The organism is Paraburkholderia sp. FW306-2-2C-D06C, assembly GCF_058781505.1.
On the sequence record NZ_JBYSWU010000064.1, the window covers coordinates 13,789 to 33,854 of the forward strand.

A 20,066-nucleotide genomic window follows, 5' to 3' on the forward strand; every position below is an offset into this window, starting at 1 on the left:
CCGCTGTCGGCGTTTGCCGACAATGAGCTGTCCGCCACGGAGCGCGCGGCCACGCTCGACTGGCTAGCCAATGACCGGGAGGCAGCCGCCCGAGTAGCCGATTACCGCGCCCAGAAAGCTGCATTGATGGCACTGTTCGGCGACCCGCGAGAAGACACTCGATGCATCGTCGTGCGGCGCCGCACGCCGTGGTGGCGGCACGCGTGCGTGGCAGCCTCCTGCCGGGGCGTGGGCGTGGTGCTCAGGTCGGCACCCGGCTGGGTGTCGGCTGGATTCCCGGCCGATCAGCCCGTGTTTGCGAAGCGCGCCGACATCGCTTACGCGGTGTCGGCGCCCGAGCATCGCCACCCCGTGGATGTCATGGCGGCGAACGAGGATCATCTCGACAAGTGGTCGTCCATGCCCCTCCCTCGGCCGTTGCCGGTGCCTTCGCTTCGGGAATATGGCTATCCGCTGGTCGGCAGTCACATGCTGCACGACGAGTCCGGCCCTGCAAGGCAATTCATGTACCAGATCCCCGTCAAGGCCCCGCTTACCCTGCATGTCGCTGTGCAGTCAAAGGGCGCCACGGTGTTTCGCCTGTTTCGTGATGGCACCCGCAGCGCGTTCTTCTGGGTGAGTCAGACATGCTCCCCGATGGCGGCTGCGAATACCGGATGTTCCGGCAGGAGCGCGTGCTCGGGAGATGGCCTGACAGGCCCGATCACATGGTTGTCCGTTACCAGGACATCCCGCGAAAAGTCTACGCAAAATGGCTGCCTGACGGAGACCATGCGGGACAGGAGCTTCTTTACGACGAAACGACGGATCGGGATAGCATCTTCGGCCATCTGGGGGGCTCACTGCATTTCGTGTCAGGCAAGATCGCCATCGATGGCCCGCTCGCGCACACCCAGTCCCGCCATAGCGTCCGCGATCTCGGTCTGCAGTTCATCGCGCGCATCGTCGAGCACGACGCACGCAGCTTTCGAGAAGAGGGTCTTATTGAACGGCCGACCCGCATCGAACTCGTGAACGCCCATGGAATGCGGTTGCTAGCCTGGACGTGGATTGCTCCGTCGGGGCCGCCTGCGCATTATGCACAGCGCGTGAGACTGCTGTTCGATCTTCAGCACCCCTGGCCCCGTGGCGAAGCCGCGTGGGACGACAGCGGCCGGCCACTGGAACTGATCCAGTTCGAAGACGTCGTGCCTCACCACTGGAGCGAGACCACCTTCGACCGGCATAACCCCGAATACGACTTCCAGTGAGGAGGATGCGATGACCGAGACCGTCACGCAACCGTCAGAAAACGCATCCGCGAGCGCGGAGCCGGCGTATTCATCAACCCAGGAGCGTCGAGCTCGCCTGGTGAATGAGGCGCGAGTCAGCGGATTTCATAGTGGCCCTGCTCTTCAACTTCGGCGTATAGCGTGCTCGCCACGCCTGGCGCTTTATGCTGCGGAGTCGACGGAAGTCGGAACCCGGAAAGCCGAGGCTCTCTGCGCGGTCCAGATCCACTGCCCCAGGGCTGACCCTACTTTACGCTGCCGTGCCGTTGCCGTAAGCCACTATTGACGGGTCTGTTAAACACGCAGGTGAACTCATGAAGAAGCTATGGGTTTGGCTACTGTCGATCGCAATGCTTGGCAGCGTGGTGACATGCGGAGGCGACCACCACGATCATCGGCCGTTTGGGGTTGCCGGCATCATGGAGGGAATCTGGAACGGCCATGTGCACTCGAACCTGACGGGCCGCGAAACCGGCATGTTCGTGATCGTGACGGCAGGCGGCGCCCTTAGCCTTATCACCGACGACTGCGCCCAGACCTCTGCAAACATTGCAGCGAGCGGACCCTTTTTCTCCGGTGCCGGCACGACCTATACGCAGACAAACTGCGACGGCGTCGATGTCACTGTGGTGCCGCCGACCTCTAGTGAAGGTGCCGTGCAACCTTTCCAGATCGCTGGGGAGTTCGATGATCGGACCGGCACAGCATTCGCCAACTACACCACTGCGAATGACAGCGGAACGATCTCGTTCCTGAACTTCTATCCGGACTACTTTAACGAGTCGGGCACGCTGCCGCGCGCCGCAGGTGCCTACTCCATCAGCCAGAGACTTACCGCTCTGAACGTCGATGCGAACGGGAATGTCTCTTACCGGGATGCGGCCGGGCAAGCTTTCGCTGGCACATTGTCCGTTCTTGATCCGACGGTGGATGTCTATCGCATGACGTTGCAGGTGGGTAGCCAGACGCTGACCGGTCTGGCTACCCTCGTCGATGACGGGGATGGCAGGAGCAATGACTTCCTGTTTGCCGTCGCCAATGGCGCTCTGGCCTACAACGCGGAACTAAGACGCAACTGACTGAAGCCATCACCATTCCGCGGCCAAAGACCAGCGCGCGTGGCGCGCCTCAACCCGGCGTCGAAAGACTGCGGACGCTGGCCCCGGCGCTTCGGAAACTCGACGCGCCCGATGAGTCGTGGCCGCGAGCGGTCTGACCTGGCAGGCATATCCGGCCGGCGAAAATTGTTGCTGCTGTGGCGCGCAGTTCAGCTTGCGGCGCCGACGTGCGTACGGGTTGGTGTGCCGTCAGGAAACGGACGAAAACGTACGATAGCCGCAGCGCACAATCAATATAATCAACAGCTTGCGAATGGACTCCGTTTTTCGGCCAAGGGTCGGAACGCAGCGTTAGCGCCAAGCCTTATGCGACAGGACTTCCCGGACGTCTGGCGTACGATTTCGTCCGTTTCCTGACGGCACCCCAAATAGGCTTTTGTCCATGCTTGGCGACACCAATTTCGGTGGGACTCCTGCGCGTTGCATTGAGGTATCGCGCGCATACTTGAGGTCCCTCCCCCAACCCATCTGTGTCATCGAAAATTTTCAGGTTCACGGAAAACTGGAGAGCCCAAATGAACGAAGATAGCTTCAACCTCAGTGTACGTAAGTTCTTAAAAATGGTTGGCGTAAATTCTCAGCGTGAGATCGAGCATGCAGTGGCCAAGGCCATTGCTAGCGGTGCCATCGCAGGAACTGAATCTTTTCCCGCGAAAGTTACGTTGGAAGTTCCGGAAGTCAAGCTGAAAGTCGAATTCGATGACTTAATCAGGCTCGAATAAGAGCGCGAGGTACGCCACGGCCCATCGCGCCCACCGCCCCAGCGGCCACGCCCCTTTGCATTTCCAATCCGTCTGCAATGGAGGCTGACCAGGAATTCCGGGCTGGTCCGAACGTTTGTGATTCGAAGCCGGGCAGCTACTCCTCACCGTATGGTGCGCAGCTTATCGGGCGCTTGCGGCCCCGATTGTTTACCGCCTTGAACTTGCTGCCATCAATCGCGACGAGGGCATCGGAGAAAAGATCCAACTGCTCGCATTCTTCACAAACTGGCGGCAGACCGCCCGGATTGCTTTGCCGTTGTCTTTGCGGAAACGGGCGATCGTCTGGTTCTGTAGCTGTTGAGGTTCGTTAATTCCGCTAATGGCGTCCAATCACGCTGCTAATGAGAAATCCCTCTATCTCATTGATTTTTTGACCGAATCCAGAAATTCGCTTCACCGTGGCGCGTTGCGTTTTCGCAACGCGGCGCACGGCTCTTGTCCGTCATTTCTGCGAATACCCCTTTCATATCCGCTAATTGCGCTAATACGTCTTGTGGATGTGCGCGCACGATTTTTCGAATACCGCCCAATCCAACCAGGTTGGCTCGCCTCAATTACCTCGTGACCTGTGACAGTCAATACCGCGCAACCTCTTGCCACACGGCCTTCCTGCACATGCGGGCAGTTCCACCAGCAAGAGTGGAACCGTGAAAACGCTAATCGTTTCTTTACCTGGAATCATCTGATGCCATCAGCCATATAGCGAACTACAGTCGCTGCTCACCTGAAATCAGGCGGTATTAGCAGAATTGGCGTACCCAGTAGCGGAATTAACGAACCTCAACAACTACCAAAATGTCCCATGTCGGCATAGAGCGCTTCGGCGCCCGTGAACGCCAGCAGCACGGCACCCAGCACGGCAAACGAGGCAAACCCGTGCTGCGTCACGAAACCGAGCGCGTGCAGCGGGTTGAGCGCGTGCAGGATGCCAGGATGCTGGACGATGCCGTAGACGCCCGCCGCGGCCAGCGCGACGAACCACAATACGGTGATGGGCCCGAAGAGGGCTCCTATCGTCGCCGTGCCGTGGCGCTGGAGCACGAACAGTGCGATGAGCACGCCCACGGATACCGGGAGGACGTAAGGCTCGAGGGCGGTGGTGCCGACCTCGAGTCCCTCGACCGCCGAGAGTACCGAGATGGCAGGCGTCAGCACCGCATCGCCGTAAAAGAGCGCGGCGCCGAACAGACCCACCAGCAGGATCGGCGTGAGCGGGCGACCCAGCTTTTTCACGGATGTCGAGGCCAGTGCGAGCAGCGCCATGATGCCGCCTTCGCCCTTGTTGTTCGCCCGCATGATGAGGATCACGTACTTGAGCGAGACGACCACCATCAGCGACCAGAAGATCGCCGAGATGCCGCCAAGGATGTTTTCGGGTGCAAGCGGAATCCCATGCGCGGGGTTGAAGGTTTCCCTGACCGCATAAAGCGGGCTGGTACCGATGTCACCGTAAACGACGCCCAGCGCAGCCAGCGTCAGGGCTGCGCGGGATTGCTGCAGGTGCGAGTCGCGAGGCGTTTTGCGGTTCCTCGAATGAGAATCCACGGTTGATACTCCTGATCGGGTCTTATGCAACAGGGCTTTCCGGACCGCTGGCGTACGAAAAAATCCGAATCTTGACGGCACCCCCATCTACTCGTGGTCAACTCGCGGCAGGTCCGCAAGCGTTCGGCCGGGACCGGAATCGGCGGCCACCGTTTCGATACCTTCGCGACCCGCCTCATCCACGACGCGCCGGACCTGCGGACCCGCGACGCGTTGACCATCCAGCGGAAAGACGGTCACCACGTTGTCGCCTCTGGCCAGCGCGTCGACCACCTCAATCACCGGCGATTCGTGCGGCGTGACCTCAAACTGTTCGCCGCTCACGGAAACCTGCCCCCAGAGTACGTGGGTGACCCTTCGCGAATCCTGCTCAAGCCGGACTGCGGTAATCGCGTGTACCGTCATTTGCGCTTCCTCACTGGCTGGAGAAATCCTGGTATGAAGGAACGCCCGCTGCTTTTCAGCGGCGCCGTGGTATGCGCCTGGTGTCAAATGACACAAAGTCGTCCGGACCCAAAGACCAGTTTATAAGGCACAGCGAGCAGTGCTGGACGACTTTGCGTCAATCAAAATTGACGTAAAGTCGTCCATTTTGCTGAAATTGACTTAAAGTTGACAAGTCTTGCTGGACGGGATCGGCACGAGAAGCGAACCGGAAAATTAGCTATGTCGCGGCCGCACACACACGGTCTCCTGCATCTCCTGCGTCCAGTGGTGTTGACTTCTCCCTATCGGGTGCCGCTCACCTTCATGCTGGGCGCCGACTCTCGCTGCCGCGACCTATCGCGAGCGGCCTAACCCTCGAGATGGATCGATACACTTCAATCGATGATTGTTCGCATTGCAAAATACCTTCTTTGAATGCTTGGTTCTCGACGTCCCAAGCGCGCTCACGCCTGCTCCGCACGCTCTTGTCAGAGACGGCGTTGCTCCTGGTGCAATAAGCCCGGGGCACCTCGATGGCACGTTAGGAACCGAGCCTTAGCGCGTGTGGTGCGTATCGCGCGATTCATCGGTGACCACGTAACTCTATGTTCGGATTGCAAAAACGTTCAGCCAACCTCGCGAAATTCCGCAGCCCACCTATCAACCAAACAGGACGACTTTACGTCAATTTTACGGCAACCATTTGATTAATAACGATTTATCCAGATCGTGCGCTCTCGAATTTGCTATTTAGACGACTTTGTGTCATTTCTCGGACAACTTTGTGTCGTTTGACACCGGCGTCACCGGTTATTTCGAGATGACTCAGCCCCTCGCGGAATGCGGCCATCATCGCGTCGAGCCTGGACAGATACGAGCCGTCAACCCGGCAGCGCTGCTCGACCGCACCGATGGTCTGATAGTGCATCACGACTGCATGCCCTTCGAAGCCTCGTGGCGCGAAAAAGACGAGTCATCACGGCCAGCCTGTCGCTCCGGTACGCATTCAGCCTGCTTCCGTCGAACGAGCTGTTGATCGCGTACGGTCTCACAGGGTTGCTGCTGCGGATCACCGGCGTGCCGTTATCTTCATCAGACGACTCGCCGGCTACCCGGCCTGGCACCATGCTTTGCGCCGCTCGGGAAAACGCGCTGCGCGTTAGACCCGGTCAGGTGAAGAACACGAACGGCAGCGTCAGCGTCAGGTAGATCGCGAGACCGGTGGCCGGCAGGCCGGCGGCGATCGCGATTGCCGCGACCGCGCTTCCGACAAGCGCGAGCGCAACCAGCCAGCGTGGGGCAGCTTGCTGAGCGCTGACGTCTGCGCGTGGGCTTGTATCGACGCGATGTTCGTTGTGCCGTGCCACGCATTTTCGGATGTGCAGGTCAAGCATGGCTATTCCCCTCAAGACATATTCGTTGCCCACGATCGCGCGTCCCAGGTGCCTTCACGACCTTTGCGGTGCATGTGTTCGGTCCAGCCCCATTACAGGACCTTCACGCCTGGCACAAGCGTCTCTGCCCCCGTGCCCCGCATCGGTACTCTCATCCTTGCGGCGTCCTTCCGCCTGGATTTCTCTCTTCGCATCGGGACGACAGATTCCCAGGTTCCTAACCGAAGCCTGAATCAAGGTTACCCGCCTATATGCCGGACGCCAATTGGGGGTAGTCGTATTTCTCGTGCAATTTCTGGTGGGTGCTTCCCGAAATTTCATATTTATCAAAGTTATCAAAGGCCTGGAGAATCGCACTTTGGCGGAATGCCGTGCCGCCGGAACGCCTTGCTCCAAGCGGCTCGCCGTTCGACAAGCGCCAGATTTTGCGAGAATCGAACAATTAGCCGTATCAGCCAGCGGATGCTCGATCCCAACGCGAATCCTGACGTACCCCTCATCGCATACCATGCGGTCGGGGTTCCATTGGTAATGTGCTGAACCGCGTGGCTTCGGGTTCCTGCCACGTCCGTCCGGTAGTTCATCGACCGGTATCCCAAGCGCCTTTGCGCGTCGGCATACGGCATCTCGCGAATGCGAAGGTCATCTGGAAGATCCAACAAATCGGTAACCGAATCAGCCGCAGCGTCTGCGCAACGGTCGGCTGGCGCTGCGGAGGTTTCCGCGATAACGGCAAGCCGGGCCGTAACGCTTGCGCGAAGTGCCTGAATGGTAGCGGCCGTCGCTACGCATCCCTGCGTTGATCGGTCTGTTCAAGACAAGACAGGACATCGGCGCGCGTATTCCTCGAAAATCACGATGGAGGCGGAAATCGCAACGCAGATCTGGTGGCGTCCAGTGACAGCCCGGGCGGGCCGCACCCCGGATCCGGTTTGCTTCGCATGTTGGCCCTGTTTGGCCCTGTTTGGCCCTGTTCGTCCCGGTCGTCATCCGTGGCGACGGTCGCTGATGCGGCCTCGCGCCGGCGGGGCGGATCGGCCCGGGTTCGCGGCTAGTCGCGTTCCGGCCGCGGTGCACCGGCACCGGTCATCCGCTGGTAGTAGCCGGCGAGTTCGCGCCGCACGCGCTTCCTTTCCGCCTGCACATAGATCGTGGTGGTCTGCAGCGACGCATGACCAAGCACCTGCTGCACGACGTCGAGCGGCACGTCGACGGCCGCCTGGGTACCGAACGTATGCCGGAACGCGTGCGGGGTGGTGCTGGCGAGCTGCCGGCGCTCGTCTTCCGTGAGATCCAGCTGCGCGAGGATCTGCCGCACCGCCCAGCTGACCAGCTCGCGGAGCCCGTTGCCCGAATAGCCCACCCCACCCTGCTGCCCCTGCCGACCGTGCCCATCCTGCGCACCGGTATGCCGGCGCTGCGCCGCCGGCGTCGCCGGGATCACCAGCGGCGCGGACGGCGGCGGCGCCGCGAGTTCCAGCGCGCGATCCCGCCAGTGCGCGGCCAGCGCCTCGACGCACGCGCCGCTGACCGGCACGGTGCGCTGTTTGCGGCCCTTGCCGAGCACCTCCAGCTCCCAGCTGGCCGGCACCTCGCCATCGGCCGGCACGTAGCGCAGCTGCTCGCGGCGGGCGAGCGCCGCCTCGGCATTGCGCAGACCCGAGTCGCCCATCAGCAGCAGCGCCGCGCGCGCGGCGCGCCAGCGCGGCCCGGCCGGCCCCAGGTTCGCGCTGCGATCTTCGGCGAAGCAGCGCACCCGGCTCCACAGGTCGAGCGGCAGCGCCCGTTCAATGCGCATCGCGTGCGCACGCGTGACCGTCACCGGATCGTCGACCGCCTGCCACGGGTTGCCGGCCAGGTAATGCACGTCGACGAACCAGTCGAACGCGGCGCGCAGCGCGCGCACCGCGTAGCGCTGGCTGTCCGGGCTCAGGCCGTCCGGCGCGAAGGGTCGCCAGCGTGGCGAATTGCGCCGTGTGCGGGGGCCGGTAAAGGCCGCCGACGGTACCGCGAGGAAATCCTTGTAGGCCTCGCAGTCGTCGACCGTGAGCGATGACAGCGCCGTGCCGCGCACGGTGACCGCCCATAACACCAGGCGCTCGAGCTCGCGCGTGTACGCGCGCAACGCCTGCGGGCGGTCGCGGTAGCGGTGCAGCCAGGCCCGTACCGCGTCGAGGTCATGCTGCGCCTTCAGGTAGCACAGGCCCGGTGCGCGGTTGATGCCGCGCGTGCCGTTTCCCTGCGGCCCCTCCCCGCCGGACAGCGCGTGGGGCAGCGCGACGCGCGCGGCGCCCGCCGGCGCCTCGAGCGGATCGGCGAGCTCGACGTCGTCGGCCACCGTGACGCCCAGCGTGCCGGCGCGGCCACGCGACCAGCACCCGCGCGCGCAGCAGGCCGATGCGCGGCACGGCCCGCCACCAGACTTCACGGCGCTGCGCGCGTTCGTGCAGCGCGTGCCGCTGCCGACCATCGCGCGACTGTACTTCGATCCGGACACCGCGCCGCACGCGGCTAGCGCCGACGCGCTCGAGCGCTATCTGCGCACGATGCGCGATGACCTGGTGCACCTCGCGACCTTGCACGGCTCGTCCGTGCTGGCCGACCACCTGAAGGCGTCGACCCGCAACCACGGCAGCGCGAAGCTCACCGCCGTCACGCTGCGGATGGTCGAGCAGGCGTCCCGGCTGGCCGCCGCGGCGCCGGCCGCCACGCACCCGGTCGGCCTGTGGTTCCGGCCGCTGATTCCCGACGGCCGACGCTCACTGACCCCGACCGAGTCGCCAGCGGCGGCCGATCCATCGCGCTACGCGTCGTCGATACGAGAGGTACTGATCCCCGAATAGTTGGGCAAGCGCGTGTTCCTCAGGAATGATCTGCACGACCGTGATGACGATCACGAACAGCGGCGGAACGAGCCATGGACTCGCGCTGCCGAGCCAGACCGCCCAGCCGATCAGGAGCAACTCCAATCCCAGATACATGGGGTTGCGGCTAACGCAAAAAACCCCGTCGGTCACAAGGCGCGAGGCCTTGCTTGGGTCCATGGGATTGGTGGTCGTTCGCGCCTGACGAAAACGGACGAAGGCTGCCACGGCGATGGCGAGCCCGATCGCAGCGGGGAGGCTGCCGAATCGGTTCCATGGCGGGGCGATCCAGTGACCGAGCGGCATCCAGCGGTGCAGTGCCCACATGAGGGCGGCCGCGGCCAGCATCACGATTGGTGGCGGAATGCGAGGCTTCATAGGGGCGAACGAGCGCGGGCGTGGAGAGGCGCTTTGCCGAAAGGCGTTTTCGGACACCAACGGCGTTCAAATCTTAGCAAGCTTATCCGATGAGTGTCTCGCAAGCCACGCAGAGCACGCCACGCAGCAGCTCTCTGGTTGAAAACCTCAACTCCCGGCTGCGCAACTGCCTGACGCTCCGGCGCCATCTGAACGGTAGCCGCGCCTGGCTGGGCCTGCTGCAGTTCTTCTTCAATCACCGCCGCTTCACGCGCAGCCGGTGCGGCAAGCGGCTCGGCAAAAGTCCGCGTGAAGCGATGACGGGAGAAGATCATCCGCACTGGCTGACGCTACTCGGACTCGGTCCGCTTCAGCCCCGGCAAAGTTGATCGCCTGAGGCCGCAGACCTCAAACTGATTCGCATTCCATGTTAATCCTGCCTAAAAATGCAGGAAGAATCAGCTCGTCTGTGTAACGCAAAAAACACGGGTTTGAACCACGCCCAGAAACGCGGGGGGCCGTCACGATCGCTGGCACCGAGCTGGCACATCGCATTCGCAAAGCACAGTTCGATCTCACGAGTCTGCGTCTCAAAGATCTGACTGGGTCTGCTGTCTGGAAGAAAGTTCTTTCAGCTTGATAAGGTAACGGTGAGCACGCCGCTTTTCCTTGATCGCCGCTGTTTGCACCAGAGCCATTTCGCGGTCGAAGTGACGGCCGTTGAACAACCACTCGATGTCTTTCAGCTTACTCATTGCGGGTTCGTGCTCGTCAAAACATAAGCGTAACCCAACGGCCCGTCCGATTTGCACCACAACCTTCCCGGCTACATCCGGCATTGGGCTGAGCGTTACGGAGTGCGATACGGAAATGTCAGCTTTATAGTTCGCCGGCCGATCGTCGTACGCCTATACTTCATATTGAATGATTAATAGTTGAATGCCGCTCGGGCGCCCTGTACACGTTGATGCGAGCCACCGATAGCCTGCACGCGGCTTTGGAACCAATCCGGCGCCGGTGTTGGCGAAATCAACGTGAAACCGGAGGGGGCACATGAGCGCTGTCATCGTCGCCGACGAGCCGCCCCGGGCCGTCCGGCTTGTGACCAGGGTTTATGCCCGCCTGCTCCTCGCGGGCTTTGCGCTGCTTCCGGCCTGGCTGATTGCCTACCTGTTCTTTTTCCAGGATCCCGCCCTCAAATTCGAGAACCACGCGTTCCACGAAATGGCGATCGCCGCAGCCACCCTGGAAGGCCTTTTCGTGACTTACGTCACGTGGCGCTGTTACCGGTCATCCGGCGAACCGCTACTGCGCTGGATGACGCTCGGCTTCCTCGGTTTTGTGCTGGTCTATGCGCTGCATGGCGCGTTCACCGGGCTCGCGCACCACCATATCTGGCTCTTCCTGCTGTATGGGCCGGCGTCGCGGCTCGTGATGGCGATCCTGCTGCTGGTCGCGCTGCTCTCCTACCGCCGACCGTCGGACGCCGAGGACCGGCGCATGAAGCCTCGCCCGTGGCTGACCTGGATAGGACTGTTCGTGCTGGTGGACCTGGCGGTGGCGGGTGTCGCGAATTCGCCGATTGCCGGCAGCCTTGCGGTGCGCCTGGCGATGGAAGGCGGCGCTCTCGTTCTTTCCACATTGAATGTGACGGTGCTCCTGCTGCGCCGTATCCGTTCACCTCTGATGGTGATTTTCGCGATCTCGGTCACGGCGTTCGCGCTGTCGTCGCTTGCGTTCATCCTCGGGCGTCCCTGGAACCACATGTGGTGGCTCGCCCACGCGATTTTTGCGGGCGGCTTTTTCCTGCTGAGTTATGGCGTCGTATAGGCGTTCCACACCACGCGCTCGTTCTCGACGATCTACAGCCAGGAGGAACTGATGGCACGGCTCGCCGAGGCGATGGCGCGTACCGAAAGCGCGCTGCAGGAACTGAAGCGCACCAATCAGACGCTCGAGCATCTTGCCGCGACCGATCCACTGACCGGCGCGGCGAATCGTCGGCAGTTTATCGAGCACGTCGAAGCCGAGATTGCCCGGGCCAGGCGCGGCGGTGCGCCGTTCTCCCTGCTGGCACTCGACCTCGACAATTTCAAGTTAATCAACGATCGCTACGGGCACCAGGTCGGCGATGACGTCCTGAAGGGCTTCGTGCAGAAATGCCTCGATGCGATCCGGCCGTATGGCGGCGTCGCCCGGGTGGGCGGAGAAGAGTTCATGGTGCTGCTGCCTCAGGCGGCACTCGAAGCCGCGCGTGCGACCGCCGAGCGCCTCCGGGCCGCCATCGCAGGCGCATCGTTTGAGAGCGGCACGCAGCAGCTAGGCACGGTCACGGTGAGCATCGGCGTATCGGAGTTCGGCCGCGACGGTGACACGATCGACACGATTCTGCGCGTAGCCGATGAACGCATGTACAGCGCGAAACACCAGGGTCGCAACCGGGTAATCGCGGCATAGGTGTAGCAGTTGGTGCACGGACCTCCGCCTGCTGGTCGGACCTCGGCGGTGATGGATCTCCGGGCGCCCAGGCGGATACCGCCTGGGGAGGAGTGACGTATGACGACGGTGCTATTGGTCGACGACGAGCCCGAGACCCTGGCCGCTTGGGAAATCTGCTGCGAACGCGACGGATTCGAGGTGAAAGCCGCTGGCGATGGTCAGGCCGCGTTGGCCGTCCTGGCGGCGACCGCCGTCGACATCGTCGTGGCCGATTGGCGCATGCCGGTCATGTCCGGCAGTGCGCTCTGTCAGCACATCCGGAACACGCCAGGTCTTGCCGGCACGATTTTCATCCTGGTGTCGGCCGAGCCGAGCCCGCCCGCCTTTGTGCGGTACGACGGCTTTATGCGCAAGCCCGTCGAAGTACCGGAACTGCTGGCGACGATGCGGCGCCTGCTCGCGGAGCACGCGGCTGAATGTGCCGCTACGCGGAGTCACGCCCCGGCGCACTGAACGCGGGTGCAGTCGTCCCGGCCATGCAAACATCGTGACCACGCGCATCTAGGGGGTGGAGCAAGCTGAGCGCGATGCAAGTACTGCCACACACCGTGGCCGACGAGGTGCCGATCGACTGGGCGATTCGAGCCGACCAGTTGCGGCTGGACTCAAGGAGTTTCGATGTACGCTGGCAACTATAATGCGTCGCTTGTCCTGCTTTCATTGCTGGTCGCGATCCTCGCATCCTACACAGCCTTGGACATGGCTGGCCGCATTTCAGCCACACAAGGGCGCGCGGGGCGTTGGTGGCTTATGGCTGGCGCCTTTGCCATGGGTGCCGGCATCTGGTCGATGCACTTCGTCGGCATGCTGGCGTTCAGTTTGCCCATTCCACTGGGCTATGACCCCGCGATCACGTTCTTGTCGTTACTGATCGCGATCATTTCTTCGGCTTTTGCCCTGTGGCTCATCGGCCAACCAGCGTTACCCTGGCTTCGCCTGGGTTGCGGGGCGTTGCTGATGGGCACGGGGATTGCCGCCATGCACTATACGGGCATGGCGGCAATGCGCATGACCCCCGCGATTCGGTACGCGGCTTCGTGGTTCCTCCTGTCCATCGTCATTGCGGTCCTGGCCTCAGGGGCGGCGCTATGGATTGCCTTTCGGCTACGCCGCCATTCGTCCCGGGTTAGGCTGCTGCGCGCGGGTGCGGCACTGATCATGGGCTTCGCGATTGTTGGCATGCATTACACGGGGATGGCGGCCGCGCAATTTCCTCTCGGCAGCATATGTGGAGCGGCGCGCAACGGCGTGAATACGGGATGGTTGGCGTTCTCGATTATCGTCGGCACTGTGGCGATCATGGCGATCGCGTTGACCTTCTCGGTACTCGACCGGCGGCTGCAGGCGCGGACCGCTGCGTTAGCTGCGTCGCTGACCCAGGCTCAGGAACTGACCTACCTCGCACTGCATGACAATCTCACCAAGCTGCCGAATCGCACGCTGCTGGAGCAGCGCCTGGAGCAGGCGCTCCGCAACGCTGATCGCGACAACCGTCGGATCGCCTTGATATTCGTGGACCTGGACGGCTTCAAAGCAGTCAATGACGCGCTTGGCCACCATGCTGGTGATCTTCTGCTGATCGAAGTCGCCCAGCGCATGCGAGCAACCGTACACGTGGAGGACACGCTCGCCCGCATTGGTGGGGACGAGTTCGTACTGCTCATCGATGTCGAAGAACCGGCCGATGCCGCGACCGTGGCTGAAAGAATCCTCACCGCCTTCAGCGGGCAATTCGAGCTTGCAGGCCATGAGCTGCGCGTGTCGGCCAGTCTCGGCATTGCTGTCTACCCCGGCTGTGGCGAAACTCCGCACGACCTGCTGACCAATGCCGACGCTGCGATGTATCGCGCGAAGGCACTCGGGCGAAACGGCTATCGCTTTTATGACATTTCGATGAATGCCAATGCCCGTGAGCAACTACACCTCCTTCAGGAGCTGCGCTCGGCATTGGAGCGAGACGAGTTGGTCCTGTACTATCAGCCAAAATTCAAGGCACCGGACGGTCCGGTGGTCGGCGTGGAAGCCTTGGTGCGCTGGGCGCATCCGACATGCGGGCTGATTCCGCCTGACCAGTTCATCCCGCTGGCGGAGAAGGCCGGCCTGATCGTGCCGATTGGGGATTGGGTGCTGAACGAAGCATGCCGGCAGCTCGCGCAGTGGCGAGACACCGGCTGCACGGACTGGACCATGGCGGTCAATCTGTCGGCTGTTCAGTTCCGCCATTCAAGGCTGGTTCAGACGGTACGTGCGGCGCTGGAGCGTCACGCGCTGGAGCCGAGCTGCCTGATCCTGGAAATCACCGAGTCGACCGCAATGGGTGATGTCGACGCGAGCATGGTGATCCTGCAACAGTTGCATGAGATGGGTGTTCAGATCGCGATAGACGACTTTGGCACGGGCTATTCGAGCCTGCTTTACCTCAAGCGGTTGCCTGCCACTGAACTCAAGATCGACCGCGGATTCGTGCGGGATCTCGCGCATGACCCGGAGGATGCGGCGATCGTGTCGGCTATCGTTGCGCTTGGCAAGACGCTCAATCTCAGGATTGTCGCTGAAGGCGTTGAAACGGCGGCGCAGCAGGCATTCCTCACGCGCCTGGGCTGCCATTCTCTCCAGGGCTTTCTGTTCGGGCGTCCAATGCCGGCGATTCAGCTCATCAGATCGATAGCCCAAAACGATGCTGTGCATGATGTCGGGTCCATACCCCGCACGATTCGGACAATTGCCTCAGTTCCGTCGAAGTATCAGGGGTGAGCGTGAGCACGAAAATCGATGGGAATTCGGGGCGTTTTGAGCAACTTGCGTACCGGATGTCGAAGACGAGGCGTTCCGGGACCTGGCCCGCGCATGGGCAGCAGCGAAAGCGGATCTCAGGCAAGCACGCCAGCGGTTAAAGTCCTTTCTGCTCGCCCACGGCGTCCGCTATACCGGCAATGCCAACTGGGGACCCGCGCACCGGCGATGGGTGAACACATTCTCGTTCCCCAACCACTGGCAGCAACTGGCCTTCGACGAGTGCCGTCGCACGATTGAAGACAGGCTCGCGCAATGTGACCGCCTTGAGGCAGTTCTGCGTGAAGCCGTTGTCGACTGGCGATTCTATCCAGCCGTACTGGGCCTGCAAGCCATGCGCGGCGTCCAGTTCATCACCGCTGTGGGCATGCTCTCCGAATTGGGGGACTTCTCGCGCTTCGAGCGGTTGTGTCGCGATAAGGCGGGCGGGACGAGCAATCCAAATATGATTGGGATTGCTTATATAACCAGCGAATTGAATTGATCGGCTGCGGTTTTGGCGAAGCCATCATCGTGCATCTGCCCCTTGCGGATCATGTGCATCAGTTCGATGCCGGCCAGGATGATGCGAGCACACCGGAAATCCTTGAAGCCCATCATTGGTTTGATGATGCGTTTGATGGCGCGGTGATCCTGGTCGGGTAGCAGCAGCGCATTGCTGCGCTGCTGCCCCCTAAGAACCGTACGTGCGCCTTTAGGAGCATACGGCTCAAGCCTCTACAAAGGCATCTATCGACACCCGGTAGCACAACTTAATTTTCCGGCGTACTGCGGATTTCTACGGCAATTGAGATGGTTAACCTGGAGGTTGCTGGCTGCATCTGTCCCGCCATCGGCTTGCTTCACAATATGCGTAACATCCCAGCGGGTGTTCATTGTGATGGGCTGCTGACAGTTAGAACACAGGCTGTCAATCGAACTAAAGATGCAACCCCCTCGGTGGCCGAAAACCCACACCAATCAACGAACGACCCCACCCAGGGTTGCAAGTTTCTGTCAATTTTAATGAGAGCGTGCAAAAGTCGGGGAGCTTGATTTAATTGGGACTCCATAGTCTACGGCATGGTTGCACGGTCCATTCTGGCCGTTGGTCGGCGCCCGCCTACCGACACCGGCCCGATGCATTTGCCGTAGCCCGAGTCGACAATCTTGAGCGCCGAGATACGACGGGGCGAGAATTCCCCGTTCAGAACCGCAACCCTGACCTGCGCCATGCAGTGCGCTCCTTCGTCAGTCCAGCGCATCTGTCGCTTCTTGGCCATACGGTAGCTGACAACCTGGTTCACCGCAGACTCGGCGATGCTGCTGCTGATCGGCAGGCCCTTGCGATGCCGCGCGCTGTAGTTGACCAACGTGCGCGCGTTGTTCCTCAGATAACTGGAGACAGTGTTCAGATTCCACCACAGCGTTTTGAATTCGTATCCCTCCCTCGCCAGCAGCAGACTGTCCAGTGCCTTGATCCGCTCCAACGCCTTGCTGCCCTTGCCATGCCAGACCAACCACTTCGCGTGGGTGATTTCGGTCTCCACCGATTCCCGTTCCATCGAGTCGATCATCTTGCTGCCGAACACGGAACGCTGCGCCGCCTGGAACTTCATCGCGATGTGGAACCAGTCGAGGATCCGGCCGCGAGCCAACTGACTGCCCTCGACGGTCTTTGCAAATTCACCAGCGTCGTCGCTGATCACGGTCACGCGCTCATCGCTCGCCACACCGTTCCGGCTGAGGAACTGATCGAGGCGCGCTGCAGCCGAGGTGACTTCCCTGTGCACATACGCATACAGTTTCGGAGGACCATCGGTGAACGTCGCCCGCCCGGCGACGATATTCACGTGGCGGCCAGGGTCTCTCCCGGCGTCGCAATTTCGCAGCCACGCCGAATCGACGCTCACGGCGGCTACATGGCTGGATTCGCGAAGCTGTTCGTCTGCAACAGCCTGGGGCGGCCGCACGATCTCGCCCACGAAATCAGCGTCGAGCTGCTTTCCAATATCGAGAATCCGATTCCGGATGCCGCTCGACGAGATGCCCTTGTCAAGCGGCAGCACTTCTTTGAGCATGGCCGTAGCCAGCCGGTATGGCAAATGAGCTGCCCACTTCGCCTGGAGGTATTCCAGCTCCGGAGTGACGCGCCAGATTAGGTCTTTGGACAGGGGATGCACCACATGCTGTGGCGTCCGCGTAGTCCGCTGGCAAGCACAAGACCACAGCCGCGGACTCTTCACCGTCACTTTGCCGTAGACAGTGCGCAGCACCGTCGAGCGATTGTCCTTGTGCTTCAAGGCCGCACCGCAACTCCGACAATGGGTCTGGCCTGAGAGCCACGACTGCACCTGTTTCGAAATCAGTTCGGTCTGCACCTTTGCCAGCAGCGACCGCCCTTCCGCGAGAGTCAGGCCCAGTTCGGCAAGACAGCAGTCAGGGCGCTCAATCACAGCCAGAACTCCGTCACCTTCCTCGACCGTATCATTGTCTCCGTCGGCCAACCTTGCTTCGATGATCAACCGCATGGCTTGCTCCCACCGTTGCGAGACCGATCAGCCTACTCCAGACGAAGCCGATGCCGCTACCGGAAGCACAAGCGGCCCTCCTTGGGAGCCTCCCCAACTTTTGCGCGCTCTCGTTCGGGCGGTGGGGTCGCGCTGCTTATTTGGGCCGCGACCGTCGATCCGGCCGACGTCCCGATGATCAGATCGGCCTCGGTCACATCCAACCCGGCATCGAACAGGCCGGCGATGACGCCGATCTCCCAGGCATTGCCTGCCGATCCGCCACCACCAAGGACCAACGCTCGCTCACGGACAAACATTCTACGCAACCTCTCGGTGATCTCAGCCCGTTACCAGGTGGGTGATGGGGCGGTGCACGTCCGCTCCACGCATCGTCCGCAAGCCTCCGGTACTCAGACTGGAGCCATCGGGAACCGCGACGTGCGCGCCCTCGCGGAACTCCATGCAGTCTCCACTACCGCAATGACCGGCCGTCGTAGATCCGGTTGCACAGACCATATGCGCTTATTCAGCGTCGCGGATAGCGTCGGCTGAGTTCAACAGCCTACCCCATTGACAAGGTAGCACTGCGGCTTACGAGCGTACACCCACATGCAGCCCGGTGACCATGCAGGGCCGCCGGGCTGCCGCCGAACACGCTGTTTCCGTCGCCCTCCGCGATGGTCTGCGTTCCGTGTTCCTTGCATTCGACCGTATCGCCCTTGCGGGCAACCGGCTTGCCGTCCACGATGTCGGCGTTCGAACCGGTCGTGACGGTGCCGCCGTGCGGTGTCAGCGTATCGCCCACTACAATGACCTGACGGACCATCGGGTTCTCCCTTGCAGCTGTGTTTCGTGCCTTGTGGTGACGCGCCTGTCGAGCGTTGCCTACAGGCAGATGTCGCGTATCCCGGGCATCCCCGTGTCTCCGTTGGGACTGCCGAGGTACGTCCATTGCGGGTCCTGGGCGGCGACGTCGATGAACTGCGCCCCGGGCTGCGGGAACGCGTGATCCTTCTCGACAAACGCCTGGCGGTCCCACCGGTTGTACAGCGCGGCCATCGGATGATCGTCGGCGACGCGGCCTTCCCATATCCCTGTTTGCGGGCATTGCTGCTTGCCAGTGCACCGGACTGGCGAAGCGGGTTCAGGGATTTCGCGCAGGAACCCAGTATCGATCATGTGCTTCAGGAAATCGTCACGCTGCGGAGGCAAGGCATAGGCTTCGCCAAGGTAGTGCCATTGCACCTGATCGGCGGTGAGCCATTCGAACGACGACGCCTCGAAGCGCTCGCCGGTTCGATAGCGCTCCGGCGTGTTCCGGCGGGCGGGAGTCAGCTGTGTTTTAGCGGCCGATGCCGGGCCGTAAAGGGCAAGCCAATAGCCATCGCGCGGCACGACCTGGTTACCCGCGACCGCCATCGCGCTTTGTTCCAGCGATGACACGGCGTACCCGTGCGGGATGAATTCACGACCTTGAAGGGCTGCGCCCTGCTGAGCTTTGGGCGTAGGCGATACGGCCTTCGCACCGTCGATCAACGTCTGTGCGTTGCCGTCCCACTTGGGCAACGGCGCAGGAGGCAGCGGAAGCACCTTGTCGAGGTTTGGCAGTTTCAGTCGCCCGTCATAGAGCTTCAGGACATCGCGGATCTTGCTGTATCGCTGGGCACGTGCCTTGTCTACATGGCCGACTATGTTGGTTCCGTCGGTCAGATACATGCCGTTGAATTCGACCGACAGCTTGCTTGCACACTTTTCGCATCCGAGCTTCACGCCTTCGTGAAAAACCTGAAGTGCGCGGGTCTTTGCCTCGACCGTATTGGATCTCTTATAAATAAATCCCAGATCGTATGCTGCGGGACCATATCCTTGTGCAAAGGCACACTCCAACATCTTGACGGCTACCGGCACATTGCCCCAGAACTCACCCTCGGGGTCATCATATGTGCCGGACAGTTTATCGCCAAGGAACGCCATTGCCGCTGGGCTGCCCATATCTGCCGCTCGCTGGAAGAAGGCGTAGGCGCTCGTGGCGTCACCCCCCTTGACCAGCCTGTTGAGGTGATACACGCCCATTCGGTCGTAGGCATCGGGAGCACCCAGCTTCATTGCCTTCTCGACCCATTGGATTGCGGCTTCCGGATCCTGTTCCGGTACGCCGGGGCGTTTGCTCAAGATCAATGACGCGAGATTGAGCATCGCTTTCCAGTGGTTTCGATCAGCTGCCTGCAGATAGAGCTGATACACCTTCGCATAGTCAATCTTATCGATCGGCACATTGGGGTCATCCATTGCCAGTGCCTGCTGAAACCACATCTCGGCCTGCGGATCGAGAGTGGGTATCCGTTGAGCCTGATACACGCAGGTGAAGTCCTTGCGATGCGGGTCGAAGAGCGGCAGTTTTTCGTAACGTGGCAGGTCAGACATGGCAGTGGTCAGCTTGTTACCCAGAGAGGTCAGGGCGCCTGCGTGAGCCGGGGCTACCAGCAGCAGCAAGGCAGCGGTGGCAATACGCAACGCATTGAGAAGTGCTTTCATGCGAGGTC

The 20,066-nt window shown here is 61.6% G+C and carries 17 protein-coding genes and 5 pseudogenes; 9 read left to right on the top strand and 13 right to left on the bottom strand.

Annotation, left to right across the window (positions count from 1 at the left end):
* Window positions 1-626 precede the first annotated feature (626 nt).
* The 3 genes from AC3WLT_RS32475 (at window position 627) to AC3WLT_RS32485 (ending at window position 3,111) form a co-directional block, all read left to right on the top strand.
* Window positions 627-1,250 carry a DUF1571 domain-containing protein gene (locus tag AC3WLT_RS32475; RefSeq protein ID WP_492595715.1) on the top strand — a complete coding sequence of 208 codons (624 nt, stop codon included), beginning with the start codon at window positions 627-629 and terminating at the stop codon, window positions 1,248-1,250.
* A gap of 335 nt (window positions 1,251-1,585) precedes the next feature.
* Window positions 1,586-2,350 carry a hypothetical protein gene (locus tag AC3WLT_RS32480; protein WP_492595716.1) on the top strand — a complete coding sequence of 255 codons (765 nt, stop codon included), beginning with the start codon at window positions 1,586-1,588 and terminating at the stop codon, window positions 2,348-2,350.
* A 554-nt stretch (window positions 2,351-2,904) separates the two neighbouring features.
* Window positions 2,905-3,111, top strand: coding sequence for a DUF6494 family protein (locus AC3WLT_RS32485; RefSeq protein WP_492595717.1), 207 nt, complete (start codon window positions 2,905-2,907; stop codon window positions 3,109-3,111).
* Window positions 3,112-3,286: 175 nt separating this feature from the next.
* Here the strand turns inward: AC3WLT_RS32485 and AC3WLT_RS32490 are convergent.
* The 5 genes and pseudogenes from AC3WLT_RS32490 to AC3WLT_RS32510 all read right to left on the bottom strand — a co-directional run.
* Window positions 3,287-3,438: pseudogene (locus AC3WLT_RS32490) on the bottom strand (IS5/IS1182 family transposase); the annotation flags it as partial.
* 501 nt (window positions 3,439-3,939) lie between these two features.
* Window positions 3,940-4,785: pseudogene (locus tag AC3WLT_RS32495) on the bottom strand (KUP/HAK/KT family potassium transporter); the annotation flags it as partial.
* The gene (locus tag AC3WLT_RS32500) at window positions 4,786-5,103 is read right to left on the bottom strand and encodes a hypothetical protein (RefSeq protein WP_492595718.1); all 318 of its coding nucleotides are present in this window, start codon (window positions 5,101-5,103) and stop codon (window positions 4,786-4,788) included.
* 1,190 nt (window positions 5,104-6,293) lie between these two features.
* Complete coding sequence (locus AC3WLT_RS32505) at window positions 6,294-6,518, bottom strand: hypothetical protein (RefSeq protein WP_492595719.1); 225 nt, start codon at window positions 6,516-6,518, stop codon at window positions 6,294-6,296.
* A 1,051-nt stretch (window positions 6,519-7,569) separates the two neighbouring features.
* The gene (locus tag AC3WLT_RS32510) at window positions 7,570-8,856 is read right to left on the bottom strand and encodes a tyrosine-type recombinase/integrase (protein ID WP_492595720.1); all 1,287 of its coding nucleotides are present in this window, start codon (window positions 8,854-8,856) and stop codon (window positions 7,570-7,572) included.
* Window position 8,857: 1 nt separating this feature from the next.
* Here AC3WLT_RS32510 and AC3WLT_RS32515 point away from each other — a divergent pair, with 1 nt between their 5' ends.
* Window positions 8,858-9,361: a hypothetical protein gene (locus AC3WLT_RS32515; protein WP_492595721.1), complete on the top strand. Its 504-nt coding sequence runs from the start codon at window positions 8,858-8,860 to the stop codon at window positions 9,359-9,361.
* Here the strand turns inward: AC3WLT_RS32515 and AC3WLT_RS32520 are convergent.
* Window positions 9,278-9,760 carry a methyltransferase family protein gene (locus tag AC3WLT_RS32520; RefSeq protein WP_492595722.1) on the bottom strand — a complete coding sequence of 161 codons (483 nt, stop codon included), beginning with the start codon at window positions 9,758-9,760 and terminating at the stop codon, window positions 9,278-9,280. The genes AC3WLT_RS32515 and AC3WLT_RS32520 overlap by 84 nt on opposite strands.
* Before the next feature lie 89 nt (window positions 9,761-9,849).
* Here AC3WLT_RS32520 and AC3WLT_RS32525 point away from each other — a divergent pair, with 89 nt between their 5' ends.
* Window positions 9,850-10,128: a hypothetical protein gene (locus tag AC3WLT_RS32525; RefSeq protein WP_492595723.1), complete on the top strand. Its 279-nt coding sequence runs from the start codon at window positions 9,850-9,852 to the stop codon at window positions 10,126-10,128.
* Window positions 10,129-10,329: 201 nt separating this feature from the next.
* Here the strand turns inward: AC3WLT_RS32525 and AC3WLT_RS32530 are convergent, their stop codons facing one another.
* Window positions 10,330-10,494, bottom strand: a complete 165-nt coding sequence (locus tag AC3WLT_RS32530) for a hypothetical protein (protein ID WP_492595724.1) — start codon at window positions 10,492-10,494, stop codon at window positions 10,330-10,332.
* A 298-nt stretch (window positions 10,495-10,792) separates the two neighbouring features.
* Between AC3WLT_RS32530 and AC3WLT_RS32535 the strand changes: the two are divergent.
* The 4 genes and pseudogenes from AC3WLT_RS32535 to AC3WLT_RS32550 form a co-directional block, all read left to right on the top strand.
* Window positions 10,793-12,196, top strand: a pseudogene (locus AC3WLT_RS32535) (GGDEF domain-containing protein).
* Window positions 12,197-12,295: 99 nt separating this feature from the next.
* Window positions 12,296-12,691 carry a response regulator gene (locus tag AC3WLT_RS32540; protein ID WP_492595725.1) on the top strand — a complete coding sequence of 132 codons (396 nt, stop codon included), beginning with the start codon at window positions 12,296-12,298 and terminating at the stop codon, window positions 12,689-12,691.
* Window positions 12,692-12,856: 165 nt separating this feature from the next.
* On the top strand, window positions 12,857-14,992 hold the full coding sequence (locus tag AC3WLT_RS32545; RefSeq protein WP_492595726.1) for a putative bifunctional diguanylate cyclase/phosphodiesterase: 2,136 nt from the start codon (window positions 12,857-12,859) through the stop codon (window positions 14,990-14,992).
* Between the two features lie 40 nt (window positions 14,993-15,032).
* Window positions 15,033-15,434 (top strand): annotated as a pseudogene (locus AC3WLT_RS32550) (transposase); the annotation flags it as partial.
* A gap of 56 nt (window positions 15,435-15,490) precedes the next feature.
* On the opposite strand, the pseudogene AC3WLT_RS32555 reads toward AC3WLT_RS32550, so the two are convergent.
* From AC3WLT_RS32555 to AC3WLT_RS32580, 6 genes and pseudogenes are all read right to left on the bottom strand, one after another.
* Window positions 15,491-15,670: pseudogene (locus tag AC3WLT_RS32555) on the bottom strand (DDE-type integrase/transposase/recombinase); the annotation flags it as partial.
* A gap of 90 nt (window positions 15,671-15,760) precedes the next feature.
* Window positions 15,761-15,988, bottom strand: coding sequence for an HNH endonuclease (locus AC3WLT_RS32560; protein WP_492595744.1), 228 nt, complete (start codon window positions 15,986-15,988; stop codon window positions 15,761-15,763).
* A gap of 98 nt (window positions 15,989-16,086) precedes the next feature.
* Window positions 16,087-17,541: an ISKra4 family transposase gene (locus AC3WLT_RS32565; protein ID WP_492595727.1), complete on the bottom strand. Its 1,455-nt coding sequence runs from the start codon at window positions 17,539-17,541 to the stop codon at window positions 16,087-16,089.
* A 56-nt stretch (window positions 17,542-17,597) separates the two neighbouring features.
* Window positions 17,598-17,840 (bottom strand): patatin-like phospholipase family protein, encoded by a 243-nt coding sequence (locus AC3WLT_RS32570; RefSeq protein ID WP_492595728.1) that lies wholly within the window; start codon window positions 17,838-17,840, stop codon window positions 17,598-17,600.
* Between the two features lie 245 nt (window positions 17,841-18,085).
* Window positions 18,086-18,349 (bottom strand): PAAR domain-containing protein, encoded by a 264-nt coding sequence (locus AC3WLT_RS32575; RefSeq protein ID WP_492595729.1) that lies wholly within the window; start codon window positions 18,347-18,349, stop codon window positions 18,086-18,088.
* A 59-nt stretch (window positions 18,350-18,408) separates the two neighbouring features.
* A complete protein-coding gene (locus AC3WLT_RS32580) occupies window positions 18,409-20,058 on the bottom strand; it encodes an SEL1-like repeat protein (protein ID WP_492595730.1) in 1,650 nt (549 codons plus the stop codon).
* Window positions 20,059-20,066 lie beyond the last annotated feature (8 nt).